This is a genomic window from Streptomyces sp. KM273126 (assembly GCF_004337435.2).
Lineage (GTDB): Bacteria > Actinomycetota > Actinomycetes > Streptomycetales > Streptomycetaceae > Streptomyces > Streptomyces acidicola.
This window is the reverse complement of record NZ_SJXB02000001.1, coordinates 1,231,210-1,256,558: the sequence shown is the minus strand read 5'-3', so window position 1 is coordinate 1,256,558 and position 25,349 is coordinate 1,231,210. Positions and strand designations below refer to the sequence as shown.

Below are 25,349 nucleotides of genomic sequence, written 5' to 3'. Positions count from 1 at the left end.
TCTGCGGAACAGCGCGTGCGCCCGCGCACCAGGCGCAGCCATCCCGGTTCCGTACCGCCCACCATGAGGGACCGCGCCACATCCCGCGAAGCGTGGACGCGCGGCCCAGCGGCCGGCGGCGGTGCCTGGACGCCCTCGGGTTTGACCGTTCGTTCAGTCCGGCTCCCTGTAGGGGCGGCGGAAGACCGGGGCTTGACCGGTGCCCCACGGGCGTACGGCTGCCAGGGCCTCGGTGACCGCAGACTCCAACGGTCCGCTGGTGTCGACGGCGGCGGCCTCGGGCCACGGGGGTTCCGTGGCCGCCATGGCGGTGGCGATGTCGAGGCCGGCGTCGGATGTTCCGGGGGCGCGTGTGCTCAGGCGGGCCGCCGACACGTCGTCCGGTACGTAGCAGTGCAGGGCCACCAGGTCGGTGTGGGTGCGTTCGGCCACGTGCAGGGCCGCTGCGCGCTGTGTCGCGTCGGACCAGGTGGCGTCCAGGACGACGGACTCGCCGCAGGACAGCAGGGCGGAGGCGCGGTCGAGCAGGGTTGCGTAGGTTCTGGCCGTCCACTCGGGGGTGTACAGGCCCTCGCCGTAGCCGGCCGCCGCGGACTGCTCCGGGGGAATGCCCGCCAGTTCCTTGCGGAGGCGGTCGCTGCTGAGGAGGGTGACCCCCAGCCGGTCGGCCAGTGCTCCGGAGAGGGTGGACTTCCCGCTGCCCGGCAGGCCGCCGACGAGCGTCATGCAGACGGCGGAGGTGCGCAGGTGGCGCAGCGCCGTCGTGACCAGCCGGTGTGACGCCGTCTCCGCGCCCGGCGCGCCTTGGCGTGCCTGGATCAGGGACACCTTGGCGCGGACGAACGCGCGGTAGGCGACGTAGTGGTGTCGCAGGGAAGGGGGTGCGGGGTCGCCGGAGTACTCGCCGTACTGGGCGAGGAAGTACGCCGCGGTCTCTGGGGCGCCGAGCTGTTCCAAGTCCATGGCGAGGAAGGCGGCATCGTCGAGTCCGTCGATGTAGCGAAGCCGGTCGTCGAACTCCAGGCAATCCAGGACGCGGGGGCCGTCGTCGAGGCAGAAGATGTCCTCGGCGAGCAGGTCACCGTGGCCGTCGACCACCCGTCCCTGCTCGATGCGCGAGTCGAACAAGCACTCGCGGCCGGCGAGGTAGCGGCGTACCAGCCGCTCCACCTCCGCCACCCCGTCGGGCACGACGCCGCTGTCGGCCAACGCGCGGACGTGGGCGAAGCCGGCCTCCCAACGCGAGGACAGCGCGTCTCGCGTGCCTTGCGCGTCCACATCCCGGCCGCGGGGCGCGTCCGAGTGCCACGCGGCGAGTTGTCGGGCGACGGCCCGGAGGACGTCGTCGACGGCGACCCCTTCACGTACCAGCCGGGAGAGGCGGCGGGCAGCGGGCATGCGGCGCATCACCACGAGTGGTTCGGGCGCTTCCGCGTCGGGGGTGCGGATCTCGCCCAGGCCCAGGTAGACGTCCGGTGCGAAACGGCGGTTGAGAGCGACTTCGCGCTCGCATGCCGCCCGGCGAGCCGCCACCGTGGTGTAGTCCAGGAAGCCCAGTTCCACCGGCTTCTTGACCTTGTAGGCGCGGTCGCCCGCGAAGAACACGATCGCGCTATGGGTCTCGGACACCTCTGCGCGCGGCAGCGGCTCTCCGTCTTGTGGGTCGCCGGACCGGAGCACGGAAGCGTCGGCCCGAGACGCCGATCGAGCCGATCGCAACGACCGCACCGCTTTGCCTTTGCCTTGGATGCCCGGCTCAGTCATGAGGGACCACGGCGACGGGGCAGCGGGCGTGATGGATGGCTGCCTGGGCCACGGGGCCCAGACGTGGCGCCGGAGTGTGGTGGTGTTCCCTGCGGCCGACGACGAGCAGCCCCGTTCCCTCACAGGCCCGTACGACGGCCTTGGCGGGGCTGTCGAGATCGATACTCTCTGCCACCTCCACCTGCGGAAACTTCTCACGCCAGGGGTGGAGTGCCTTGTTCAGCTGTTTCCGCGCATCCTGTCTGATCTCTTCGGTGATGTCGTGGTCCACACCCCAGGGCACGCGTGCCTGGAGTGGCACGCTGCGGCCGTGGACGGCCCGAAGGGGAACGCCCCTCGCCGCGGCGGTGCCGAAGGCGAAGGCGAGCAGACTGTCGCAGGGCCCGTGCAGTTTCAGGCCCACCACTACGTTGCCAGTGGGTGCGGGCGATGGTCCCTGAGGGCGAGTCTCGGCGCGGATCAGCACCACCGGCCGCTCGGCCCGGGCCACGACGGACATGCCGACGTCGCCCAGGAAGTAGCTCTCAACGGGCTCCAGACCCCGCGAACCGATCACCAGCATCTCGGACTCCGATGCGGCTTGGACCAGTGCGTGCCCGGCGTCGTCGGGGACCAGGTTGCCGACGATGGACAAGCCCGGATGGGCTGTCTGGAGCTCTGCCCGAGCGGTGTGCACGAGACGCCTCGCCCAGTAGTTCTGATCGATCTCCGAGGGAATGTGCGTGGGTTCCGGCGCGAGCAGCGGCCACGCGTGCAGCAGACGCAGCGTGAGCTTGCGCTTCTCCGCCTCGTCGGCGGCCCAGCGGGCAGCGGCAAGACTCTCGGGTGAGCCGTCGAGACCCACCGTGACGGCTGGTTGCATGGCGGGGGCCTCCGTCTCGTTGGAAGCTGGAAATGACGGTGAATGACGGTGAACGAGTCCGAGGGTGGGGATCGTCCGGACGTTGCTGACATGCCGAGCGCGATGCGTCGTTCTCTCATTCGAGGAGTACTCCAATCCCGTCCGCGGCGCATGTGGACCTGGCAGGAGGGGCCGGAGACGTGGAGTCCCGCACGAGGAGACAGGGGTGGTGTCCGTGCCGGGATGAGGTGGAACGTGATGCCGCATACCGTGGAGTGGAAGGTCCGTCTCTACCTCTTTGAGGAAGAGGGATCGACCAAGGTGCGTGTCGTGCTGAACACCGGAACCACGGAGTTCACCGGGCGCGGTGCCGCATACCGGAACGGCGCAGACACGGATGTGCCGGAGATCGGTGACGAGTTGGCGGCGGGGAGAGCGATGCACGACCTCGGTCGGCAGTTGGTGGATGTCGCCGAGCGCGACATCGAGGGCGTGAGCCCGCCCCTGGCCGGGCGGAATGCTCGGCCCGAGCCCCGCTGGCCGCTGCCGGACCAGATGCAAGGAGGATGACCGATGACGCTGCCTGTACCTCGTGGCAGGGGTGCTTTCCCAGTATGGGACCCCTTCCGCGAACTTGAGGAACTGCACACCCGCATGGACCGGCTGATGCAGTCCGCTTTCCCCGGCGGTGAACGGGGGAGTGGCCGAGGCGTGGGCGCCGCTGGCCGACATCGAGGACACCGAGAACGCATATCTGGTGGAGCTGGAGCTTCCCGGCGTTGACAAGGACCAGATCACCGTGGAGGTCGCCGAGGGCGAGCTCGACGTCCATGGTGAACTCAAAGAGAAGGAGCGCACCGGTGTGGTTCGGCGACATGCCCGTCACATCGGGCAGTTCGACTACCGCACGAGCCTGCCGTCCAACTCGGACACCGAACACGTCAGCGCCGAACTGACCAACGGAGTGCTCACGGTGCGCGTTCCGAAGGCCGAGCAGGGCAAACCGCAGCGCATCGAGATCTCTGGCTGAGCCAGAGGGCGGGGAACGGACCGGGGCGGTGCGTGCCCAGGATTCTGGATAAGTGCAGGCAACCTCAGTTCTGGAACAGGGGTCACGTGCCGTCACTGGAACCTTCGGAGTCGTCGGCACGGTACGCGATGTGCTGGGAGACCGAGACGACTCCGTCCACGCTCTGACACAGCCGCTCGATCACCGGGATCAGGCTCTCGACCGGGACGGAGCCACCGAGGGTCACCCTGCCCTCGCGTACCTCGACAATCACGTCCGAGGCCACCAGGCCCAGCGTCCTGCGCAGCACGTCCTCGGCGATCTCGTCGCGGATGGCGTCGTCACGGCGCAGGAAGACCCTCAGCAGGTCGCGGCGGCTGACGATGCCCTGCAGCCGGTCCGCCTCGTCCACGACGGGCAGTCGCTTGACGTTCTGGGTCTCCATGAGGCGGGCCGCCTCCACCACGGTCCACTCCGGACGCGCGCACACGGCGGGAGCCGACATCAGCTCCTCGGCCGTGGTGCCCTGGGCCTTGGCCCGCTCCCAGGCCTCCAGATGGGGCACCGGTGTCCGGCCGGAGGGGTCGGCCTGGTCGGAGGACTTGCGCAGCAGGTCGCCCTCGGACACCACACCCATGGGACGGCCCAGTTCGTCGACGACGGGTACGGCGGTGACGTCGTAGTCCGTGAGCAGCTTGACGATCTCCTTGAACGGCATGTCACGCCGCGCCCGGACAACGTCCCGGGTCATGAGCTCCGCAACCGTTCGATGGTGCATGTCGCCTCTTCCTCTTGGAACGCGACAGCAAGTCGTCTCAGCCCACCCTGCGGGTACGAGGCTGCCACCCCCATGCGACGGCGTTCTGCGCGTGGCACGTTGGATACAGCACCATTCTGAGGAGAGGGCGGCGATCATGCGAGCTGACCTCGGCGACCAAATCGTCATCGAAAGTCCCACGACGGGCGCCCACCGGCGCGACGGCGAGATCGTCGGACTCCATCACGAGGACGGAACGCCTCCCTATGATGTGCGCTGGTCGGACACGCACGAGGTGACGCTGGTGTTCCCCGGACCCGACGCACACATCCATCACGTCGAGCACGGACCGCCCGGGACCACGCACGGTGCTTTCCAGCCGGGCATGGGTGAGGCGAGAGCCGTCTCTGGAACACCCTCGCCACCAGGAAGCCTCAATCCCGGCGACATTGGCCGACGCGTGGCCGTCGAACGGCGGAGACAGGGGCTCAGCCGGGAGGAGACGGCTGCCCGCGCCCGCATGTCGCGGGACTACCTGGCATACCTGGAGGAACAGCCGGCCGACCCGACCGTGGCGACCCTCATCAGGCTTGCCGACGCGCTGGGCACCACTGTCACCGCCCTGCGGGGAGCAGATATCGATCTGCCGCCCGGCCAGGGCCACGCGCTGCTGCGCCCCCAGTTGCGGGACCTCCGCCCGGAGGAATGCCGCGCCCTGCTGTCCACGCACGGTGTGGGACGCGTTGCAGTACCGGGACCCGAGGGCCCGGCGGTCGTCCCGGTCAACTATGAGGTCGTCGATGACGCGATCGCCTTCCGGACCACACCCCGCTCTGTACCCGCGGCGGCCGCGGGCATGGAGGTCGCCTTCGAGGTCGACCACGTGGACGAGGCCATGAGCCAGGGCTGGAGCGTGCTTGCCGTCGGCCTCGCACGCATTGTCACCGAGCCCGATGCTGTGCGGCGGCTGACTGACCGCGCCCACACCGAGCCATGGGCGGGTGGCGAACGCGGCATGTGGGTGTCGATCTGGCCCATGCACCTCACGGGCCGCCGTATCACTCCGGCCGATTAGTCAGCGGCCAGGGACTGCGGCCTGCCCTGCGCGCATCCCACGAACCGCCGGAGAGCGGTCCCGTCCGGGCGGGCCACCGACTCACGAGGGTCCGGTGAACAGGCAAGAACCTCCGGCGCGTGGGCGACCGCTCTGGTGCACGACGCGGCCGCCGCCCCGTCGATGCACAATGCACAGCCCGGCTCAGGCGGGTGCGTAGGTAAGGCAGTCCACGTCGGTCTGCTGGTAGCCGACGGTGATGCCGGGGGCGCGGCATTCGAAGTCGACGTTGTGCCGGCACGAGGGCATCTTGCAGGCGCCGACCCGGCCAGTGGCGGACGGGTCGCCACCCTTGGAGGGGGCGGAGAAGAAGGTGTCGCAGTGTGCGTGCCGGAGGTCGCCCACGGTGATGGCCAGGGCGTGGCAGGCGCGGTCCCGGTTGTAGGCGCAGTTCTCGACGGCGCATTCGGTCACGACGGGCATTTCCATGACGGTGATCTCCTGGTGCCGGTGTTTCCCCGAGCTCGTCGACGGCGGTAAGCGGCGAGGTGAGCATGGGCCCATGAGGTCGAGCGTGGCCCTCAGCGCAGCCGACGGCCAGCAGACTTCCGCCGAACGAGAGACAACCCCGTGGGCTGGCCTGCGAGCCTCGACCTCAACAGGCTGCATGCGTCCAGGGGCGGCCGGTTACTCGACAGCCCTGGCTTTATCGGGCAGTGGTGAAGTCACTTGCATCATCGGTCCCCTCCTCCCACCGTCCGGCATACGCGTCGCCGGGGCATCTCGGCAAGGGCCCATCGGCTCTCAGCCGCGCTGTCCGGCCGTGTGGCGCGCGAGGGCGGAACAAGGGCCCCCAGCGCGCGCCCGGCCTGCACGCCGGTCGGCGGTGGCACAGGGACCATCCTCACGGTGCATGCACGTTGATGTGCTTCGCCCAATAGTTCTGATCGATCTCCGAGGGGATGTGGGTCGGTTCCGGCGCGAGCAGGGGCCACGCGTGCAGCAGGCGCAGGGGTGAGCGTGCGCCGCTCGGCTTCGTCAGCGGCCCAACGGGCGGCGGCAAGGTTCTCGGGCGAACCGTCGAGGCCTACGGCGGCAACTCGTTCCATGGCGGCTGCCTCCGTGTCGTACGAAGCTGGAATGGCGTAGTTGTTCACGCGCGCCCGGACTGCCACCGGACGGCCATCGGCCCCGTGCCCTGGCGGCCGGCCGGGCGACTGTCAGGGGTGTTCGGCCTGTGGGTCCGCACAGGTGGGGTGAGCACGGCGGACTCATTCGAGGAGTACCCCAGACCCCCCGGGGCGCATGTGGTCCCGTTCCGGGGGCGCTCGGGCAGGCATGGAGTGGCTCATGTCAAGGAACCCGGTCGGCGAGGGGCCGGTCGGTCCCGCAGAGTTGCGGCCCCTGACCCTGTGAGCGCGGCGTCACCACGCTGGAAGCGGAGCCTGGTCCCAGGAGGTGGAGACGATGTCCCGAAGCGTCACGGTGGGCTTCGACGGATCGTCCGAGAGCCGGGCTGCTGCCGAATGGGCGGCGCGCGAAGCAGGGCTGCGCGGTCTGCCGCTGAAGATCGTTGACGTCTGGGAGCCGGTGCCGGAGCTCGTGCTCCAGGCCGCGCTGCCCGGCGCCGAGACCCAGCAGCAGTGGACCGAGCGGGTTCCCCGTGAGGCCGCCGAGGGGCTGCGGCTGCGCCATCCCGGCGTGGAGGTGATCACCGTTCACCTCACCGGGGATCCGGCGGAGGCCCTGATCGGGGCGGCGGAGTCCGCCGACCTGATGGTGCTGGGCTCATGCGGCTTCAGCGGGATCGTGGGCTTCATGGTCGGCTCGGTCAGCTTGGCCGTCATCGCCCATGCCGAACGTCCCGTGGTCCTGGTCCGGGCCGGCGAGCAGGCCGCCGACGAGCACAGGATGGACCCGGCGGGCGTGCCGTCCGCCGCGACCGCCTTCCAGCCCGTCGTCCTCGGCCTCGACACCGGCCGCCCCGACGAGACACTTCTTGAGTTCGCCTTCGATGCCGCCGCGCGCCGGGACACTTCCCTGAGAGTCGTACACGCCTGGCCAGAGCCGCCCACCTCCTTCTACCGCTTCCAAGGTGACGCCGAGCTCTACGACATGCTCGCACGCAAGCAGGCCACGGTCCTGACCGAGGTGCTGCGCTCCTGGCGGCAGAAGTTCCCGGACGTGGAGGTGACCGAGGTGAGCCGGTGCGGCAGCGCCGCGCAGATTCTCGTCGAGGCCTCCCGCGAGGCCTGCCTGGTCGTCGTCGGCCGGCGCATCCGCACCCGCCGCCTCGGCACCCACATCGGCCACGTTGCGCATGCCGTCCTGCATCACGTCGAGGCCCCGGTCGCCGCGGTTCCGCACGGCTGATCCGTTCCTGGAGAGGGAGCACGATGGACCTTCCGATCGTCGTCGGTGTCGACGGCTCCGAGCCGAGTCTGCGGGCTGTCGACTGGGCGGCCGACGAGGCCGCCCTGCGCGGGGCACCGCTCCGGCTCGTGTACTCCTCCCTCTGGGAGCGCTACGAAGGCGCTCTGCTTGCTCAGGATCTCGACAAGCCGTTGGAGGAGGTGATGGCCCGGGACGTCGTCGGCACCGCCGAGCGGCGCGCCCGGCGCCGCCGGCCGGGCGTGAAGGTCACCACCGACGTACTGCCCGAGGAACCGGAGTACGGGCTCGTCCGGGAGAGCAGCACCGCCGACGCCCTGGTCCTGGGGTGCCGAGGCCGCAGCGGGGTGATCGGGGCACTCCTCGGCTCCGTGAGCCTGACGGCCGCCGGTCGCGCGCACTGCCCGGTGATCGTGCTGCGCGGCAGCCATGACGACCAGGCCCGCTCCGGGGCCAGGGGCCGGATCGTCCTCGGCGTCGGCGCGAAGCCGAGGGGCTCGGCCGCCCTACGGTTCGCCGTCGAGGAGGCAGTCCTGCGCGCAGTGCCGCTGGAAGCCGTACGGGCGTGGCGGCGCCCCGGGTATGCGACAACCGGTCATCCTCTGCTCGCCGGCGAGCCGGCGCATCTGGAGCAGCAGGCCGTCGAGCTGCTGGAGGAGGCCCTGCGGGACGCACCGGCCGACCTGACGGTCGACCGACTCACCATGGAGGGCCGTGCCCGCGACGCTCTGGTCGCCGTCTCCCACGAGGCCGACCTGCTCGTCGTCGGCGCACGGCGCCGCCACGGTCACTTCGGCCTTCAGCTCGGCCGTGTCGCCCACGGGGTGTTGCACCACGCGGCGTGCCCAGTGGCCGTCGTACCGGAACTCTCCTGACATTACCGGCACACGTGCCGCCCAGAGACGACGAATCCGGAGTTCCCATGCCAAAGCTGCCGGCCGCGATGTCATCGCACTCACCGGCGAGGAACTGCGCACTGGATGAGCACTGGCGCTCCGTCAACTACCTGACGGCAGGTCAGAGCTACCTCGTGGCCAACCCGCTGCTGACCGAGCCAGAGCACATCAAGCCCCGGCTGCTCGGTCACTGGGGCGAGGCCGGCCTTTCATCGTGCGTCCCGCGCGGACCCCTCCGGAGCTGACGAGTAATCGTCGGTCAGATGGGGTTCGACGTCCACGACGCCCTCCACGGCGCGCACGAGGCGCACGGCGACCGAGATGAGCGAGGTGTCGCGGATGTGTCCGCGGAGCGTGACGACCCCCTCGTGCACGTTCACGTGGATGGCGTGACTGAAGGCCGGGAAGAGGTACGACACCACGGTGCGGCGGACCTCCTCCTCGATCTCCTCGTCCGACCGCAGGAAGACCTTCAGCAGGTCGACGCGGCTGACAATCCCCTGGAGCATGCCTTCGTCGTCGATCACGGGCAGCCGTTTGACGCGCCGGACGGCCATGATCCGGGCCGCCTGGGCCAGCGTGGCGTCGGGATGGACCGTGATGGCGGGCGTACTCATGAGCTCCCCGGCCGTCACGGCCCCTGCCTTGGCGAGGTCGGACAGACGCCGGCGTTGCTCGAACAGACTCGGGTCGCTGTCGCGGAACTCTTCCTTGGGCAGCAGATCGGCTTCGGAGACGACGCCGACGACGCGCCCTTCGCCCTCCAGCACCGGCATGGCACTGACCTTCCACTGCTCCATCGTCCGGACGATCTCCTTGAAGAGCGCGTCGCGCCCGACAGCCACGACCGTCCGGGTCATCACATCGCTCACGATGTGCGGGGTCTCAGACACTTCGGGCCTCCTCGTCCAGCCTCATCAGGGCACCTCGCCCGCGCCGTGGGGTGCGTACAGGTCGAGGAGCCGCACCCGGGCGGACCTGAGCCGGCCGGCGATCACTCCGGAGACATAGGTCAACAGCGCGTGATCCAGCTCCGGGTCCTTCTCGCACAGCTCCCGGACCGGGTTCGCGTCGAACTCGTAGGCACGCACCGGGCTGCTGGCCTGGGCCCCCAGGTGCCAGTGGTGGGGAGGGACCAGCCAGGACCAGCCCAGCAGTTCCCCCGCGCCGAGGGTCTCGATGACCGCCGCACGGCGGCCGGGTATGTGAAGGTCGAGGGCGACAGTGCCCGTGTGGATGATCCAGAAGCGGTCGGCCTTGCCGCCCTCGTTGAAGATGCGCTCGTCGATCGCGAAGGACACCTCGCGTGCGAGTGACATGAGTTGCTCGCGATGCTCCTTGGTCAGGACGCCGAGGACGCCGGTCCTCGCAACCACGATGGGCCCTCCCTTCTCCATGATCTCGAAGCGGAGACGGGCTCGTATCAGGCCGGTGCGACAGCCAGATGGTGATGCGCAGCGGCACCCCGCTCTTCCTCCCGGCCTTATGACTCCACGATCGCCGCAAACCAGCGCGCTGCAACCCGGGCGGGACCCGCTTTCAGGGGGCGGGCCCCATGTCGCGACGGACCGACGGCGGTGCGACGGTATTCACAGGGGGTCTCTGCCGGCCGTGGACGGGCAGGAAGGACGCCGTGTCCACGCTCCTGCACGCCGGTCACGAGTCGTTCGCCCTGGTCACGGGCTCCCGCGGCCGTGGCGAGCTTGCGGGGATGCTGCTGGGATCGGTCAGCCTGACCGTGGCGGCCCGCGCCGTGTGCCCGGTCATCGTGGTCCGGGGAGGAGAACGGAACCGGCACGGCTCCTTCGGCCGGGTCGTGGTCGGCGTCGGCGGTGCCGGTCACGGCGACGCCGCGGTACGGTTCGCCTTCGGCGAGGCCCAGGCGCGCGGCTGCGCGCTCCATGCCGTACGGGCCTGGCGCCGTCCCGCCCATGATCCCGTGGACGACCTCGTGGCCGCGGAGGACGCCGTGCGTATTCACGAGGAACGGGCCTCCACGCGACTCGACGACGCGCTGCGCCATCCCGTAGGCGATCATCCCGGGGTCGAGGCACAACGCCAGGCAATTCACGGCCCCGCTCACAGGGTCCTCCTGCACGCGTCGGCCGACGCGGACCTGGTCGTCGTCGGTGCTGTGCGGCGGCACGGCCACGTCGGTCTGCAGCTCGGCAGGGTCGCCCACGCCTTGCTGCACCACTCCGAGTGCCCCGTCGCCGTCGTCCCGCAGCGAGCCTGAACTGTTGAGGGCGGCGCATGTCGGAGTGGACCTGGGAGTACGAGGGCTACGACCCGGCTGCCGAGCGGTTGCGCGAGGCCTTGTGCACGCTAGGCGACGGCTACTTCGCGACCCGCGGCGCCATACCCGAGTGCCGAGCGGGCCTGGTGCACTACCCGGCCACCTATGCCGCCGGGTCTACAACCGGCTGAAGTCGACTGTGGCGGGTTGGCAGGTGACCAACGAGGACATGGTGAACCTGCTGAACTGGCTGCTGTTGCGCTTTCGCCTGCGCTTCGCGGACGCATCGGCGGGCCCGTGGTTCTCTCCTGATGCGCGGCAGTCCCAGGCACCCGGCTGTTGCTGCCCGAGAGCTGATCCGCGCAGACGGGCGTACCAGGCCCGGCGTCTTCCGCCTGATCCGCCGGAGGGGCCATAGGCTCCGAAAGCAGGGGTTCGCTTCAGGTGACAGGGCCGTGGGAGACGTGCATGAAGTGGTTGGTCTCGCTGCTCGGTGCCGGGCTCGTCATGATCACCTTGCGGGACCTGTTCCACACCCTCTGGCACCCAACCCGCCACGGCGGTCTGAGCCGCCTGATCATGACCGGGCTGTGGCGACTGGCCCGGCGACTTCGCGCCCGCAGCCGCGTAGTCGGCCTCGTCGGACCACTCGCCATGGTCACCGTGGTGGGCATGTGGGCCACCACCGTCGTCCTCGGCTGGGCCATCGTCTACTGGCCCCACATGCCCGGAGCGTTCACCTTCTCACCCGGCTCCAAAGCGGCCCAGGAGCCGGCACTGCTCGACTCCGTGTACCTGTCACTCGTCACGGTGGCCACCCTGGGGCTGGGTGACATCGCACCCGGCGAGGGCTGGCTCCGCCTGATCTCACCGCTCGAAGCCCTCGTGGGCTTCGCCCTCCTGACGGCCACCGTCTCCTGGGTGCTGGAGATCTACCCCGCGCTGACCCGCCGGAGAGTCCTGGCCGTCCGGCTGGCACTGCTGCGCGACGCCAACCCCACGACGCAGCAGATCGACTGCACTGCTGGGGCGCTGCTGCTGGACAGCCTGACCACCGAAGTCGTACGCGTCCGTATCGACTTCACCCAGTACGCCGAGGCGTACTACTTCCACGACGGGGAGGACCACTCGTCGCTTGCGGCCATGGTCGGCTACACCGACGCCCTCGCCCAGTGCGGGCGGGCAGCACGGCGGCCGGAGGTGCGACTGGCCGGTGACCTGCTCGCCGATGCGCTGAGAGACCTCGCCGCCATCCTTGACCAGCGCTTTCTCCATACGGGCGGAACACCGAGGGAAGTGTTCGCCGCGTACGCCGCCGACCACGGTCGTGGGCGCGCGCAGCCCTGAGCCTGGGGGCACTCTGAGAAGGCGGGGAACCGTCCTTCAGGGCGGTGGCCGGATGCACGACGGGAGCGGTTGATGGCACCCAACGCACACTGCCGTCCGAACGCGGCTCCCCCTCGGCCATGAACCGGGGCAGCGGCGGCCGGAGGTCCGCTGCGGAGGTCGAACGGTTCCTGGGCACGAGTGCCGCCGCGGGGCTGTCGTCGGACGAGGCCGCAAGGCAACTGGCGCTCCACGGGCCCAACGAGATCCCCTCGGAGCCGCGGACCGCGGTGTGGCGTCGGGTGCTGCAGCAGCTGCGCGATCCGCTGATCCTGGTCCTGCTCATGGCCGCCGCTCTGACGATCGCCACCGGTGACCTCTCCGACGCCGCCGTGATCCTGCTCGTGATCACCGTGAACACCGTGGTCGGCGTCGTGCAGGAGGTACGAGCGGAACAGGCGGTGATGGCCCTGTCCGCCATGAGTGCCCCCGCCGCCAGGGTGGTGCGGGACGGTGAGGAACGTTCCATCCCCGCTGCCGAGGTGGTGCCCGGCGACCTGGTGCTGGTGGCCGAAGGAGACATCGTTCCCGCGGACGGGGACGTACGGGGGGCGGTGTTGCTGTTGGCGGACGAGTCCTCGCTCACGGGTGAGTCCGTTCCGGTCGAGAAGGCCCCCGACGATGACGCGTCGCGCGGCACGGTGTCGGCGGGCACGGTCATCGTCCACGGCCACGGACGCGTCGTGGTCACCGCCACGGGAGCCGACAGCGCGCTCGGGAGGATCGCGTCCCTGATGGGGACCGCGCCCGGCCTGACACCGCTGCAGCGTCGGCTGGCGAGGTTCGGCCGGGTTCTGGCAGCTGTCATCGTGGCGCTGTGCGCCCTGGTTCTCGCTCTCGGGCTGGTGCGCGGGCAGCCCGTGGAGCTGATGATCGTGGCGGCGATCAGCCTCGCCGTCGCGGCCGTACCGGAGTCTCTGCCCGCCGTCATCACGCTCTCCCTCGCGCTGGGGGCACGACGGATGGCTGAGCGGCACGCCGTCGTCCGCCGGCTGCCGGCCGTGGAGACCCTGGGCTCCGTGACCGTGATCGCCACCGACAAGACGGGCACCCTGACCGAGGGCCGGATGGCCGCCGAACGGCTGTGGACGCCGTGCGGAGAAGCCACCGTCCTGGGCACGGGTTACGCACCCCAGGGGCGGATCGTCCGCGACGGCAAGACGGTCACCGCGAACGACGCGCCTGATATGGAGGCGTTGCTCCGGGTCGCGATGCTGTGCAACGACGCGGCGTTGGAGCCTCCACCGGACCGCTCCACGGAGTGGCACGCGCTGGGTGATCCCACGGAGGCAGCCCTGCTCGTGGCAGGCGCTCGCCTCGGCCTGGACCGGGCGGCACTGGACAGGGAACTGCCGCGCGTGGAGGACATTCCGTTCGATAGTGGGCGCAAACGCATGACGACCGTGCACCGCCGACCGGAGGGCGGAGTGCGGATCGCGTGCAAGGGAGCACCCGAGTCGCTTCTCAACCCGCGGATTCTGGCCGACGGCCCGGAAGTCGTCGCTCTAGCGGCGGCTCAGGCGGAGGCGCTGGCCCGCGGCGGGTTTCGCGTGCTCGCTGTCGCCTCGGCCGACCACGACGAACCGGCAGAACCCCCCGGGACGTGGGAATCGGGCCTGTCACTGCTCGGCCTCGTCGGCATCCTGGACCCGCCACGCGACGCCTCGGAGACGACCATCGTCGCCTGCAAAGGGGCCGGCATCGTGCCCGTCCTCATCACCGGCGATCACCCGCTGACCGCACAGGCCATGGCCGAGCGCCTCGGTATCGCCACCCGGGACGAGGAGGTCACCACCGGTGAACGGCTCCGGGACGGCACAGCCGGTGAGCTGACGAGCGTACGGGTCTACGCCCGGACCACTCCCGAGCAGAAGCTGGACATCATTCAGGCGTGGCGCGGGGCCGGGCACGTCGTGGCGATGACCGGGGACGGCGTCAACGACGGCCCGGCGCTGCGCCAGGCCGACATCGGCGTCGCCATGGGGCGGCGCGGCACCGAGGTGGCCCGCCAAGCGGCCGATCTCGTGCTCGCCGACGACAATCCGGCCACGATCGTGTCGGCCGTCGAAGAGGGACGCCGGGTCTATGCCAACGTGCGCCGGTTCCTGCTCTACGCGCTCGCCGGGGGAACGGCGGAGATCCTGGTCATGCTCCTCGGCCCCTTTCTGGGGATGCCGCTGCCGTTGCTCCCCGCACAGATCCTGTGGATCAACCTGCTCACCCACGGCCTGCCCGGCGTCGCACTCGGCGCGGAACCTGTCGCCCCGGACGCCATGCGCCACCCGCCCCGGCCTCCCGAGGAGAGCGTTCTGGGCGCAGGCCTGTGGCCGCGCATCCTGCTCATGGGGGCTTTCATCGCCACACTGACCCTGGCGGCCGGCGTGTGGGCCCGGGAGACGGACCGCCCCTGGCAGTCCATGATGTTCCTCGTCCTCGGCGCGACCCAGCTCGGCGTGGCGCTCGGCTCCCGCGCCCGCCCGGGAAGTCTGACCAACCCGTTCCTGCTGGTCGCCGTGGGCGCGGCCCTGAGCCTCCAGACAGCCGGTGTCTACCTGCCTCCCCTTCGGGACCTGCTGGGCACGGAACCGCTGTCGCTCGCCGATCTCGCGATCGCCTGCGCGCTCTCCGGCCTCGGCCACGCGGCCATGCGCCTTCAGGCATGGCTGTGGCCGGAACGCCCACCACAAGGACCGAATATGACCTCTTCGCCGGGAATGCGTGCGGAATCCGGAGAACGCACACTGGCCGTAAGCAGTACCGGTCGGGGCGGGCCCGGCTCCACGGGGCCGTACCGACCGGATCGCGAGGCTCGAAGGAGACAGCCATGACCACAGCACGGGAGATCATGCACACCGGTGCCACCTGTGTGCAGGAGAGCGAGACGCTGGAGGACGCGGCGCGCCGGATGAGCGAACTGGATGTCGGAGCCCTCCCGGTCTGCGGGCCTGACGACCGGCTCCACGGGATCATCACCGACCGGGACATCGTGGTGAAGTGTCTCGCCAAGGGCAAGGACCCGAAGGCCATGCACGCGGGACAGCTCGCGCAGGGCAAGCCGATCACGATCGACGCCGAAGCCGACACGGACCAGGTGTTGCGGGCCATGGAGGAGCACAGGATCCGGCGGCTGCCGGTCATCGACAACCACCGGCTGGTTGGCATGATCAGCGAGGCGGACCTCGCACGCCGCCTGCCGGAGGACAAGGTGGGCCACTTCGTCGAGGTGGTCTGCGCGGCCGGCTGACCACCGGGGCCGTACCCTCGGCCGAGGTGGAGGCACCTTTACGGCCGCAGCACCGCGGAGTGCGCCGACGCCGGTCCCCGCGGTGGTCGCCTTCTGCGCCGCGGGGCCGCACGATCTGACGTGGCGCGGCCCGCTGACGGGGAGCCAGGTCTGGGATCGGCTGCGAGTACTGGCCATCGTCGAGCCCCTGGACCGCCGCCGTCACTGCGAGGTCACGCGAACCGCCGTGACCTTGTACTCCGGGCAGGACGTGACGGTGTCCGCGTGGGCGGAGGTGAGGCGGTTGACTCCGCTCGCAGGGAAGTGGAAGGAGCAGAAGACCTGGCCGGGGGCCGTCTGTTCGCTGACACGGGCGATGAGCCGGGCTCGACCGTGTCGGCTCTCCACTGTGACGTGCTCTCCGTCCCGTAGGCCGTACCTGGCGGCGTCATCGAGGTGGAGGTCCAGGTAATCGACCGGGTCGAGTGCGAGGTTGCCGCCGCGCCGGGTCATGCTGCCGGAGTTGTAGTGCGCCCAGCGCCGCCCGGTGACCAGGAGCAGAGGGTAGAGGGCGTCGGGCTGCTCGCCGGGCGGGAGGTAAGGGGCGTCAGCCAGGTGGGCCCGGCCGTCCGGTGTGGCGAATCGCTCCGTGTACAGCTTGGCTTCTCCCGGTCGGTCGGGGGCGGGGCAGGGCCATGGAATGGCGCCCTCTCGGTCCAGTCGGTCGTGGGAGATTCCGGCGAAGACGGGCGCGAGCCGTCCGCACTCGGCGAGGGCGTCGGCGGGAGTCGCGCAGCCCAGGTCGAGTCCCATCACCGCGGCGAGCGCCCGTACGGTGTCGAAGTCGGTCCGTGCCTCTCCGGGCGGGGACACGGCGGGTCGGACACGCTGGAACCTGCGGTCGAAGTTGACGAAGGTGCCGTCCTTCTCCAGCCAGGAGGCGACGGGCAGAACGACGTCGGCGTGCCGGGCGGTCTCGGACAGGAACAGTTCGTTGCAGACGACGAGCGGGCAGACATCCAGGGCCTGGGCCACCTGGTTGGCGTCGGGGTCGGTTGCGCAGACGTCCTCGCCGATGACCCACAGCGCCCGCAGATTCCCGGCTCGTGCGGCGGCGAACATGTCCGGGATCCGCAGACCGGGCCGCTCCGGAACGGGGACGCCCCAGACGTCCTCGGCCCGCGCGCGGACGGCCGGGTCGGTGACCTTTCCGTATCCGGGCAGGACGTCCGGCAGAGCGCCCATGTCGGAGGCGCCCTGGACGTTGTTCTGGCCGCGCAGCGGGTTCACTCCGTAGCCCCGGTCGGTGCCCACGGCGCCCCGCAGGATCGCCAGGTTGGCCAGGGACCGCACACCGTCGGTGCCGTGGAGGTGCTCGGTGACGCCCAGGCCGTAGACGATGGCCGGACGCTCGGCCCTGCCATAGAAGCGTGCGGCGGCGACCAGGTCCGAAGCGGGCACGCCGGTGATGTCCGCGACCCGGTCGGGCGTGTAGTCGCCCAGCAGCTCGGTGAGTTCCGGCAGCCCGGTGGCCCGCGCGCGCAGGAACTCCTCGTCGGTCAGCTCTTCGGCGAGCAGGACGTGGGCGAGTCCGTGGCACAGCGCGACGTTGGTGCCGGGGCGGGGCCGCAGGTGGACGTCCGCGTGCAGGGCGAGGCCGACCGCGCGGGGATCGGCGACAACCAGCTTGGCTCCGTGGAGAACCCGCCTCAGCAGGCGTGCTCCGACCACTGGGTGGGCCTCGACGGGGTTGGCCCCAACCACCAGCAGGCAGTCGGCACGCTCGACGTCGTCGAAGGTGTCGGTGCCGCCGGAGAGCCCGAAGGAAGCGGTGAGGCCGGCGGCTGACGGGGAGTGGCAGAGCCGGGAGCAGTTGTCGACGTTGTTCGTGCCGATGACCACCCGCATGAACTTCTGCACGAGGTAGTTCTCCTCGTTGGTGGCGCGGGCCGAGGAGATCGCCGCCACGGCGTCCGGGCCGCCCGCCGCCACGGCGGCTGCCAGCCCTCGGGCGATGTGGTTCAGTGCCTCGCCCCAGCCGACCGGCTCCAGCGCGCCGCCGCGCCGCACCAGGGGTCGGGTGAGCCGCTCTGGTGACGTACGGAATCCGTGAGCGAAGCGGCCCTTCACACAGGCGTGCCCCTGGTTCACCGGTCCGTCCCGGGCGGGCAGCACAGCCGCGACGTCGCCGTCCTGGGTGACCACGTCGAGGGCGCAGCCCACGCCGCAATAGCCACAGGTGGTGCGCGTCCGGGCAGCCGCGGGCAGGAACGCGGAGGTGAGCCCGCGGGCCAGTCCTGGCTGCGTGATCGCCCCCGTGGGGCAGGTGTCGACGCAGCCGCCGCAGGCCACGCAGTCCGACTCGGCCCAGGGCCCGCCGGTGCCGGGGGCCACGACGGTGTCGCCGCCCCGGCCGACCAGGGTGAGGGCGAAGGTGCCCTGTACTTCGGAGCACATCCGCACACACCGGCCGCAGGCGATGCACAGGTCCCGGTCGAGGTGGACGTACGGGTGGGTGTCGTCTCCGCCCCGGCCTCCGGCACCCTGCGCCGCCTCGGGGCCGATCTCCATCGTCCGGCAGACATGGGCCAGTTCGCTGGGGTTGCCGTCGGAGAGGGCCCGGGGCGGCAGAGCGGAGATGATGACCTCCACCGCGTCCCGGCGCAGCCGCACGAGATCATCGGTTCCGGTGTCGATCCGGGTACCGGATGACGCCGGGGTGACACAGGCCGCCGCGATCCGCCCGTCGGCCCGTACGAGGCACGTACGGCAGGACCCGGCGGGGCTGAGCCGGTCGTCGGAGCAGAGCGCGGGCAGCTCGATCCCTGCCGCCCGCACCGCCGTGAGCAGCGACGCGCCCTCGGGCACATGGACGCCCGTGCCGTCGACCTCGACGGTGATTCCGGTCATGGGTCCCATCCCGCCAGTCGATCTCCGTAGGCGCGGGCAAGGCTCCGCACGGCAGGCGGGATGCGCCGTCCGAAAGCACACAGGCTCGCCTCGGCCAGGACGCGCGACAGCCGTTCCCAGTCTTGGCCCGGCGGCGTTCCGGCGGATGCCAGGTCCATGCCGCGGCGCGAGCCGACACGGCAGGGCGAACACGCTCCGCAGCTCTCGGCTGCGGCGAACTCCCATACGTGCCGCAGCACCTCCTCCGGTGCCACGCGCTCATCGAAGGCGACCAGTCCGGCGTGGCCGAGGGCGGCGCCCCGGGCCGACAGTCCTGCCTCCGACAGCGGCACGTCCAGCGCGTCCGCGGCGAGGAAGCCGCCCAGCGGCCCCCCGACCTGGAAGGCGGCCGGCTCGGCGCCGTCCTTCAGACCACCACCCAGCTCGGTGACGATCCGCCGCACCGGCGTGCCCAACTCGACCTCGTAGCAACCGGGCCGGGCGAACCGCTCGGAGAGACAGACCAGCTTGGTCCCCGTCTCAGCGGGTGTACCGCGCCGGGCGTACGCCTCGCCACCGTGACGGACGATCCACGGCACGGCCGCCAGTGTCTCCACGTTGTTGACCACGGTCGGCGCATCCCACAGCCCGCGCTCGGTCGGATACGGCGGACGGGGCCGGGCACATCCTCGGCCGCCCTCCAGCCCGGCGATCAGCGCGGTCTCCTCACCGGCGACGTAGGAGCCGGCGCCCTCGACGATGTCGATGTCCAGGAATGTGGCCGTCCCGTGCACCGACGACCCGAGATGCCCGTCGGTATACGCCTGGCGCACCGCTTCCCGCATCCGGGCCAGAGCAGCGGGGTACTCGGAGCGCACCAGCACGATGCCGCGACGGGCTCCGCACGCGAAACAGGCCAGGGCCAGACCCTCCAGCACGCGTCCCGGGTCGGCCTCCATCAGCAGCTTGTCGGCATACGAACCCGGATCGCCTTCGTCGCCGTTGGCGACGACCACTGCGCCAGGCACGCGGCCAACCGCCTCCCATTTCGCCGTCACTCGGAAACCCGCGCCACCCCGCCCTCGGAGCCCGGATGCCGCCACCTGCCCAAGGACTTCCTCGGGACTGCCGGCCAGAACCGTTCCCGGCCACACCTGCCATGCGGGCGCACCGAAGAGCACGCCGCCCAGCAGGACCGGGTCACCGGTGTCGTCGGCCACCGGGATTTCCGGCGCCGACGGTGGCTCCTGCCCGGCGAGCTGCCTGGCGAGGGTCGGACCGGTGCAGGGCACGTCGCCGTCGAGTGCGGCGGGCCCCGCATAGCAGTACCCCAGGCAACGTACGGGCTGCAGAGAGGTCTCCCGGTCCAGAGTGGCGCGGCCCGCGGACACGTCCAGCGCGTGCTCCACCTCGTCGAGGTGCCGTCCGGCTCGCGCGGCGAAGCACGCCGTAGCGGTACAGACTCGGACGTGACGGCGGCCACGTGGGGAGACGAGGTCCGCGTAGTACGTGGCCGGTCCGAGCGCGGCGGCAGCAGGTAGTCCGACCTGGCCCGCGACAGCCGGCGCCCAGACCTCGGGGCCGTCCGCGGTCCCGGTCCTGGCCTCGGCCAGCGACTCGATCAACCTGCCTCCAGGCCGGCTACGCCGGTCGGCCAGGGCCCGGAACGCGTCGAAACGGTCGGCAGGAACGACGGGAACCATGCCTTCATCGTGGAGGCAGCGGGACGCGGCCGCATCCCGGCATCAGCGCGTGTGCGACCACCTGTACCCGCGCGTGGGCGCAAGTACCGCAACGGTGCTTGTTCTCATTTCGTCGTCGCCGTCGGCCGACCGGTCACGGGCAACCGCAACGATTGCAAGGCGTGGGAACTTTCCGGTGCGAAGGCCGCCGTCGGCCGGGCCACGGTCATCGCGGACGGTGGCTATCGGGGCACCGGCCTGCTCATTCCGCACCGCCGTGAACGCGGCCGGACCGAACTGCCAGCTTGGAAAGAGGAGCACAACACCTCCCACCGCAAGGTCCGGGCCCGCGTCGAGCACGTCTTCGCGCGGATGAAGGTATGGAAGATCCTTCGTGACTGTCGTCTGAAAGGCGACGGCGTTCACACCGCCATGCTCGGCATCGCCCGGCTGCACAACCTCGCCCTCGCGGTGACTCCCGCCCCTTACGAGACCAGAGAGGCTCGGGGGAGGTGGCTCCCCACCTCCCCTGCTCGGAGAATTCACTCGATACAGAACTCGTTGCCCTCGACGTCCAGCATCGGGATGCACGACTCGTTTTCCTCATCGGCGTACAGCGTTTGCACGTGGGTGGCACCGAGCGCGACCAGTCGTGCGCACTCGGCTTCGAGCGTAGCGAGGCGCTCGTCCCCCACGAGCCCGGTGCCGACCCGGACGTCGAGATGCACCCGATTCTTAACGATCTTGCTTTCGGGGACACCCCGAAGAGGCGATCCAGGCGCACATGGCCTTCCTCGCCCGCCGCAGGTCCCTCCGCCCGAGCGAGGAATACCGTGTCCCCACCGACGAGGAATGGCAGGAGTTCCTCGGCCACTTCGAGCGGCGCAAAGTCTCCATCGGAGCATGCGGCCGCGCGTTCGGCACCCCCTGCATCCACGAACACGCCTGTGTTCGCTGCCCGATGCTCTGGCCCGACCCCGCCCAGCGTGACCGGCTCGTCGAGATCCGCGACAACCTCCTCGCTCGCATCGCCGAGGCCGAACGCGAAGGATGGCTCGGCGAGATGGAAGGGCTGCAGGTGAGCCTTGCCGGAGCAGAGGAGAAGCTCACCCAACTCGATCGGCGCCCATCCCGCCTCGTCGTCGACCTCGGCGTTCCCGTGATCACCGCTCCCAGCGTTCCCCGCCAGCACCGGCCGGAGGAGAGACCGTAACCCTTGGGCTCCATCAATATATGGCCGCGTCAGCAAGTTCAGGCCCGGCACTTCCGCTTACCGCGACAGGACGAGGATCACCGCGAGTGGGCCGTAGGCAACTGCGAGGGCGCAGAGGAGCCGTCTCCATTCAAAGGACCAGTGCCTCCGGACCTGCCCCTTACTGATGCCACCCTGCGTCCCGGACGCTTTGAGTTGGGCTTCTCGAAGCAGATGATAGGCCCGTTGATGCGTCCTGTAGCCGGTGAAGGAACCCAGCAGTGAACTGCCGAAGGCGACCGAGCCCATCTCGCGCCCGTCTCTCAAGATAATGGTCAGGCCATCATGCACATCCACCTCGTCGACATCGGTCCAGGCAACGGTTGCGGTCACGAGAAAGTTAGTGAAGGACACGTGATTGTCAGTACTTCGGATGGCCGAGTCCCATCCAAGCGCCCAGAAGAAAATCGAAGCTCCGGCGACCGCGAACGCCGCCGCCGGCTCCTCGTCCCACGGACCTGCGATCAAAACCGCACAAACGTAGGACGTAATCGCCGCGGCTACAGGAAACCACACGTACACCGGCCGCCGAAGCACTCTGGTCTGCATCCCCAACCGCCCTCCGACAGCCGATCCATTCCGCTGGCGACGGCGGGGGTCAAGGCCGCCTACAGTGGCCGAGGACCGGCAGCACCGCATTATCGCCACCCTCACAAGCGCTGCGACCAAACGCGCCGATTGCCCCGTTGCTGTTGGGGTGGGCCTCCAAACGTGACAGCCGATGTCGACACCAGTGACAAGCGATCAGCTACAACCTGGAATCTTCAGAACTGCACCGGCTACGAAGATCTGAACCCAACATCCGCCCGGCGCAACTCCCCTGCCGCAAAGACGACATATGCGGCTCCAGTAAAGAGCATGCCTGGGATCGCGAGCATGCTGCGCTGATCGCTCTCGAGGACGGCCTCATACTGGCTGTGCGAGACCTCAATCGTGCGGCGTGCGTAGGGAGTCGTGTCGAAAACGAAGTATCGGCCATCTTTGACCTCTGGCGCCTGCCAGTTCCCCGCGCCAGCCGTGCTGAAAAGCATCAGCAGGACGCCCGAGATGGCCAGAGCCCCAAGGACTGCCTGCAACCTGCCAGGCAGACATCGAAAGGCGAGCCACATCGAGTGCCGGTCTGTCCCACTCAGGAACATGCGCACCAAGGCAGCTATAAAGATGGGGAAGAGAAGCACCACGATCGCCACCATCGGCCACTTCGAGCCCGCCAGCGGCAAGGTCCCCGGCAGCCACGTGAGCATGGCGAGCAACAGCAGCACGGTACTCAACCCGGCCGCGATCCCCCCGTGCAACTTGAAACTCCACTCCATACCCCAGAGCCTGCCACGCGCGCCGCTCCAACTCATTGTCGGGGCTCGGCAGAGATGACTGCTCCCCGATGCCGGGTTCCGCTTCGAGCCAGCAGATGAACTGCCTTCGGAGCTGAGGTCCAACACCGGCCCCCAGCAAGGTCGGAAAGAAGGACCAAGTTCAGAGAAGCCGTCATCTTCCACAACGCCCTGGACATCGCCGAGATCGTCCGCCAGCTCCTGGAGGAGGGATGGGAGATCGACCCCGAGGACCTGGCCCACATCTCCCCGTACCTGACCGAGCACATCAAACGGTTCGGCGAGTACAGCACGCACGAGCTCGGCATCGAGCCGGAGGCGTACGATCCGAAACTCGACGTCGATTTCGCCCCGCTGCGCGAGCCGGACCAGACCGCTGGCGGCTACGACCAGGCTGCCTGATCCGGCCCATCGGCTTGAGCTACAGGACCAGCACGGCTCAGGAGCGTATCTGCTCGATGAGAAGGAGGTTGCAGGAAGCGTGCCCCGTGCCGTTCTTCGGCAGCACCCAAAAGGAGCCGTCGCTGTCACGTCCCACCACCGTTGAGGCGCGCTTCAGCGAGTCGGAGGTGTAGTTCTTGGCCTCCTTGTGCAACTCGACGAGCGCTTCCTCCCGCGTCTTGTTCCCGTTCAGCGAACGAACGAGCTTTGCCTGTCGACGCGATGTCGCTTCATCTGCTGTGACCGTCTCCTCTGCGATGATCAACCATGTAGACATCGAGCAGCCTCCTTGTGACTGGCGTTGGTAACTCGCGCTCACGACGAGCAGCGGCGAACTACATAGGGATCTCGACCTGGACTGCCGTCTCGGTTGCGCTCCCGGTGAGGGTGGCAACTCCAGACCGCCGACTCATCGGGTCGGCGCCTGGTACTGGTCTTCGAGGCCCATGCCGCGTACAAGTTCCTGCATCAGCAGCTCGAACATGGGTTCCTGGTCAGAAAAGAGAGGGGCGAAGTGCCCGAAGACCTCTAGCGCGATCTGGCCGTAGAGCGACCGCCAGCAGCTCAGCATCACCACCATCGCGCCCGGGGGAAGGTTCACGCCGGTGTCCGCTCCGTAGTCCAGCATCTGCCGTCGTAGTCGCGGGTCCATCTCGTCCTCGGCGAGGACTGGGAATCCGCGCTCTGTCCACAGTTGTACGAAGATCGAACCCCAGACGGCGGCGAGTCGCCGCACCCAGGCGCTGGTCAGCTCGGCGTGGGCGTCACCGGCTGCCGCGGTCGGTGTGCCGAACAGCAGGTTGAATTCGGGTTGGTGCGTGATTGCCCAGGTTCGGAGCGCTCGTACCGGTTCGATCATCCGCATGGCGAAGTTGTCCGCAGGATGGGAGTCGGCGGCGGACTGAAGTTCTTGTACCAGGTCGTCGACGATGTCCTCGGCAGCCCGATACACGATCTCTGGTAGTCCGCCTTGGAAGTGGTGATAGAGAGCGGCAGGAGTGACTTGGACGCGCCGGGCAATCTCGGCCAAGCTGAGTGCCTCGACGCCCTGGTTCGTGATGATGTGGCGAGCGGCTGACCGCACTTCTGCAGACATCTGAGCCCGTAGCCGTTCACGACGCCCCAATGCCGCCATCCGTTCGCTTCTCCTGATCTTTGTGTGCGTGACCCCAACCACGCACGCGGAACTTGGCTGCGACGATTGCACCGCACAGCGTGCTCATGGCCGCTCGCCCCTTGCTGTACCGGACAACTCCTTCGCGGGCCGACACCGCTCAGATGCCAAGGGCAGCTCTCACGCCCTTCACCGCCTCGATAACGGGGACGCCCACTCCACCGACCATCGTGGCGATCCCAGCGACGTCCGATAGCGCACGGCGTAGAGTGCCGCGAGGCACGTCCGGGCCAGCCTCGATCGTCTGGAGCGCATCACTGACGGCCTGCTGGTCCTCAGCCGGGACCTGGTCATGCAGGAGCCGGACCACGGTGACCAGTTCCTGAAGCGCCGAAGACGGATCGGTAGGAGCCTGGTTCTTGACGATGCCGGTGTTGTGGTCGCCGTACTGGGTGACCGAGTCACCGATATGGAAGTTACTACTCACGTCACCCGACCTGCTTTCCGACGTTGCGGTTGCCGTGTTGCGTGATCCTGTCACCGATGTGAGCATTCTCAATCTGCAGCTGGAACTCAGCCTGAGGGTTATTGATCGCTTCCATGACCTGCTTGTCGAGTGCGCTCACTCTCATGAAATTTGGACTCGCTACCACGGTCTGCGCGGAACTTGCCGTCTCGATGATCAACTCGTAGAGCTCAGGCGTGCGAAGCCTCTTCACCAGCACGATGAACAAGACGACGAATAGGACCATCGCGAACGACGTCGCTAGTTCCGTGAGGGTGTCACTGACGGACTCCCCCACGGTCATGGCGATGATTAGGAGAACAAACAGCACCAAGAGCGACTTCAGGAAGCTTTTTACGGCGTTCAAGCGGTCAGGCACGATGACTGCTCGTCGGGTCGCTGTTACGTTGCGCAGTGGATAGGCGTCAGAACCGATCCAGAGAACTTGCTGTTTGATCTTCACCTCAACAAGATCAGTTTTGTGCGTCATCGCCGACACCCCTCTACGATCTGGCTGGCCGCCAGGACCCGGAGTTCTGCCGCCTCCTGCACGGAGACGCGGGTGAACCGCCCCTAAG

The 25,349-nt window shown here is 69.2% G+C and carries 25 protein-coding genes and 5 pseudogenes; 14 read left to right on the top strand and 16 right to left on the bottom strand.

The window, feature by feature from the left end; translation table 11 throughout:
* Positions 1–153: 153 nt before the first annotated feature.
* Positions 154–1,629, bottom strand: coding sequence for a bifunctional aminoglycoside phosphotransferase/ATP-binding protein (locus tag E0500_RS05340; protein ID WP_131562621.1), 1,476 nt, complete (start codon positions 1,627–1,629; stop codon positions 154–156).
* Positions 1,630–1,756: 127 nt separating this feature from the next.
* Positions 1,757–2,626, bottom strand: coding sequence for a universal stress protein (locus tag E0500_RS05335; RefSeq protein ID WP_131562622.1), 870 nt, complete (start codon positions 2,624–2,626; stop codon positions 1,757–1,759).
* 237 nt (positions 2,627–2,863) lie between these two features.
* Here E0500_RS05335 and E0500_RS05330 point away from each other — a divergent pair, with 237 nt between their 5' ends.
* Positions 2,864–3,175, top strand: a complete 312-nt coding sequence (locus tag E0500_RS05330) for a DUF1876 domain-containing protein (protein WP_131562624.1) — start codon at positions 2,864–2,866, stop codon at positions 3,173–3,175.
* A 130-nt stretch (positions 3,176–3,305) separates the two neighbouring features.
* A complete protein-coding gene (locus E0500_RS05325; RefSeq protein WP_309504964.1) occupies positions 3,306–3,635 on the top strand; it encodes an Hsp20/alpha crystallin family protein in 330 nt (109 codons plus the stop codon).
* 82 nt (positions 3,636–3,717) lie between these two features.
* On the opposite strand, the gene E0500_RS05320 is transcribed toward E0500_RS05325, so the two are convergent.
* Positions 3,718–4,392, bottom strand: coding sequence for a CBS domain-containing protein (locus tag E0500_RS05320; RefSeq protein WP_131562626.1), 675 nt, complete (start codon positions 4,390–4,392; stop codon positions 3,718–3,720).
* A 136-nt stretch (positions 4,393–4,528) separates the two neighbouring features.
* On the opposite strand from E0500_RS05320, the gene E0500_RS05315 reads away from it, so the two are divergent.
* Entirely contained in the window at positions 4,529–5,446 is a 918-nt protein-coding gene (locus E0500_RS05315; RefSeq protein WP_131562629.1) for a DUF1918 domain-containing protein, read from the top strand.
* Between the two features lie 183 nt (positions 5,447–5,629).
* Here E0500_RS05315 and E0500_RS05310 read toward each other — a convergent pair whose 3' ends face one another.
* Together E0500_RS05310 and E0500_RS43540 are read right to left on the bottom strand one after the other, a co-directional pair.
* Positions 5,630–5,914, bottom strand: coding sequence for a DUF1540 domain-containing protein (locus E0500_RS05310; RefSeq protein WP_131562631.1), 285 nt, complete (start codon positions 5,912–5,914; stop codon positions 5,630–5,632).
* Positions 5,915–6,347: 433 nt separating this feature from the next.
* Positions 6,348–6,534, bottom strand: a pseudogene (locus E0500_RS43540) (universal stress protein); the annotation flags it as partial.
* A 358-nt stretch (positions 6,535–6,892) separates the two neighbouring features.
* On the opposite strand from E0500_RS43540, the gene E0500_RS05305 reads away from it, so the two are divergent.
* From E0500_RS05305 to E0500_RS05295, 3 genes and pseudogenes are all read left to right on the top strand, one after another.
* Positions 6,893–7,798 carry a universal stress protein gene (locus tag E0500_RS05305; protein WP_181586880.1) on the top strand — a complete coding sequence of 302 codons (906 nt, stop codon included), beginning with the start codon at positions 6,893–6,895 and terminating at the stop codon, positions 7,796–7,798.
* A gap of 23 nt (positions 7,799–7,821) precedes the next feature.
* The gene (locus tag E0500_RS05300; RefSeq protein ID WP_181586879.1) at positions 7,822–8,691 is read left to right on the top strand and encodes a universal stress protein; all 870 of its coding nucleotides are present in this window, start codon (positions 7,822–7,824) and stop codon (positions 8,689–8,691) included.
* Between the two features lie 47 nt (positions 8,692–8,738).
* Positions 8,739–8,909 (top strand): annotated as a pseudogene (locus tag E0500_RS05295) (hypothetical protein); the annotation flags it as partial.
* Positions 8,910–8,921: 12 nt separating this feature from the next.
* Here the strand turns inward: E0500_RS05295 and E0500_RS05290 are convergent.
* On the bottom strand, positions 8,922–9,605 hold the full coding sequence (locus tag E0500_RS05290; RefSeq protein WP_131562638.1) for a CBS domain-containing protein: 684 nt from the start codon (positions 9,603–9,605) through the stop codon (positions 8,922–8,924).
* 24 nt (positions 9,606–9,629) lie between these two features.
* Complete coding sequence (locus E0500_RS05285) at positions 9,630–10,031, bottom strand: Crp/Fnr family transcriptional regulator (protein WP_258573156.1); 402 nt, start codon at positions 10,029–10,031, stop codon at positions 9,630–9,632.
* Positions 10,032–10,339: 308 nt separating this feature from the next.
* On the opposite strand from E0500_RS05285, the pseudogene E0500_RS05280 reads away from it, so the two are divergent.
* From E0500_RS05280 to E0500_RS05260, 5 genes and pseudogenes are all read left to right on the top strand, one after another.
* A pseudogene (locus E0500_RS05280) lies at positions 10,340–10,948 on the top strand (universal stress protein); the annotation flags it as partial.
* A 17-nt stretch (positions 10,949–10,965) separates the two neighbouring features.
* A pseudogene (locus tag E0500_RS05275) lies at positions 10,966–11,261 on the top strand (glycoside hydrolase family 65 protein); the annotation flags it as partial.
* 155 nt (positions 11,262–11,416) lie between these two features.
* Positions 11,417–12,295 (top strand): potassium channel family protein, encoded by an 879-nt coding sequence (locus E0500_RS05270; protein ID WP_131562645.1) that lies wholly within the window; start codon positions 11,417–11,419, stop codon positions 12,293–12,295.
* A 119-nt stretch (positions 12,296–12,414) separates the two neighbouring features.
* Positions 12,415–15,162, top strand: a complete 2,748-nt coding sequence (locus E0500_RS05265; protein ID WP_131562647.1) for a cation-transporting P-type ATPase — start codon at positions 12,415–12,417, stop codon at positions 15,160–15,162.
* Positions 15,159–15,578 (top strand): CBS domain-containing protein, encoded by a 420-nt coding sequence (locus E0500_RS05260; RefSeq protein ID WP_131562649.1) that lies wholly within the window; start codon positions 15,159–15,161, stop codon positions 15,576–15,578. Before E0500_RS05265 ends, E0500_RS05260 begins: the two co-directional genes overlap by 4 nt.
* A 201-nt stretch (positions 15,579–15,779) precedes the next feature.
* On the opposite strand, the gene fdhF is transcribed toward E0500_RS05260, so the two are convergent.
* Both fdhF and E0500_RS05250 read right to left on the bottom strand, forming a co-directional pair.
* Positions 15,780–18,467, bottom strand: coding sequence for a formate dehydrogenase subunit alpha (gene fdhF / locus E0500_RS05255; RefSeq protein ID WP_131562651.1), 2,688 nt, complete (start codon positions 18,465–18,467; stop codon positions 15,780–15,782).
* The gene (locus E0500_RS05250) at positions 18,464–20,149 is read right to left on the bottom strand and encodes an NAD(P)H-dependent oxidoreductase subunit E (RefSeq protein ID WP_131562653.1); all 1,686 of its coding nucleotides are present in this window, start codon (positions 20,147–20,149) and stop codon (positions 18,464–18,466) included. Before E0500_RS05250 ends, fdhF begins: the two co-directional genes overlap by 4 nt.
* Before the next feature lie 114 nt (positions 20,150–20,263).
* On the opposite strand from E0500_RS05250, the pseudogene E0500_RS05245 reads away from it, so the two are divergent.
* A pseudogene (locus E0500_RS05245) lies at positions 20,264–20,599 on the top strand (transposase); the annotation flags it as partial.
* 71 nt (positions 20,600–20,670) lie between these two features.
* Here the strand turns inward: E0500_RS05245 and E0500_RS05240 are convergent.
* Positions 20,671–20,982, bottom strand: a complete 312-nt coding sequence (locus E0500_RS05240; RefSeq protein WP_399120151.1) for a VOC family protein — start codon at positions 20,980–20,982, stop codon at positions 20,671–20,673.
* On the opposite strand from E0500_RS05240, the gene E0500_RS05235 reads away from it, so the two are divergent.
* Positions 20,913–21,341 carry a hypothetical protein gene (locus tag E0500_RS05235; protein ID WP_258573618.1) on the top strand — a complete coding sequence of 143 codons (429 nt, stop codon included), beginning with the start codon at positions 20,913–20,915 and terminating at the stop codon, positions 21,339–21,341. The genes E0500_RS05240 and E0500_RS05235 overlap by 70 nt on opposite strands.
* A gap of 57 nt (positions 21,342–21,398) precedes the next feature.
* Here E0500_RS05235 and E0500_RS05230 read toward each other — a convergent pair whose 3' ends face one another.
* The gene (locus tag E0500_RS05230) at positions 21,399–21,929 is read right to left on the bottom strand and encodes a hypothetical protein (protein WP_131562655.1); all 531 of its coding nucleotides are present in this window, start codon (positions 21,927–21,929) and stop codon (positions 21,399–21,401) included.
* A gap of 230 nt (positions 21,930–22,159) precedes the next feature.
* Entirely contained in the window at positions 22,160–23,008 is an 849-nt protein-coding gene (locus tag E0500_RS43535) for a hypothetical protein (RefSeq protein ID WP_258572630.1), read from the bottom strand.
* Here E0500_RS43535 and E0500_RS05220 point away from each other — a divergent pair.
* A complete protein-coding gene (locus E0500_RS05220; RefSeq protein WP_258573154.1) occupies positions 22,913–23,113 on the top strand; it encodes a transposase in 201 nt (66 codons plus the stop codon). The two genes, E0500_RS43535 and E0500_RS05220, sit on opposite strands and share 96 nt — an antisense overlap.
* Before the next feature lie 37 nt (positions 23,114–23,150).
* Here E0500_RS05220 and E0500_RS05215 read toward each other — a convergent pair whose 3' ends face one another.
* The 4 genes from E0500_RS05215 to E0500_RS05200 all read right to left on the bottom strand — a co-directional run bounded on the left by E0500_RS05215 (position 23,151) and on the right by E0500_RS05200 (position 25,261).
* Positions 23,151–23,429 (bottom strand): hypothetical protein, encoded by a 279-nt coding sequence (locus E0500_RS05215; protein WP_131562659.1) that lies wholly within the window; start codon positions 23,427–23,429, stop codon positions 23,151–23,153.
* Positions 23,430–23,561: 132 nt separating this feature from the next.
* Positions 23,562–24,287: a TetR/AcrR family transcriptional regulator gene (locus E0500_RS05210; RefSeq protein WP_131562661.1), complete on the bottom strand. Its 726-nt coding sequence runs from the start codon at positions 24,285–24,287 to the stop codon at positions 23,562–23,564.
* Positions 24,288–24,426: 139 nt separating this feature from the next.
* On the bottom strand, positions 24,427–24,753 hold the full coding sequence (locus E0500_RS05205; protein WP_131562663.1) for a hypothetical protein: 327 nt from the start codon (positions 24,751–24,753) through the stop codon (positions 24,427–24,429).
* Position 24,754: 1 nt separating this feature from the next.
* Positions 24,755–25,261, bottom strand: a complete 507-nt coding sequence (locus E0500_RS05200) for a DUF6232 family protein (RefSeq protein ID WP_258573152.1) — start codon at positions 25,259–25,261, stop codon at positions 24,755–24,757.
* Positions 25,262–25,349 lie beyond the last annotated feature (88 nt).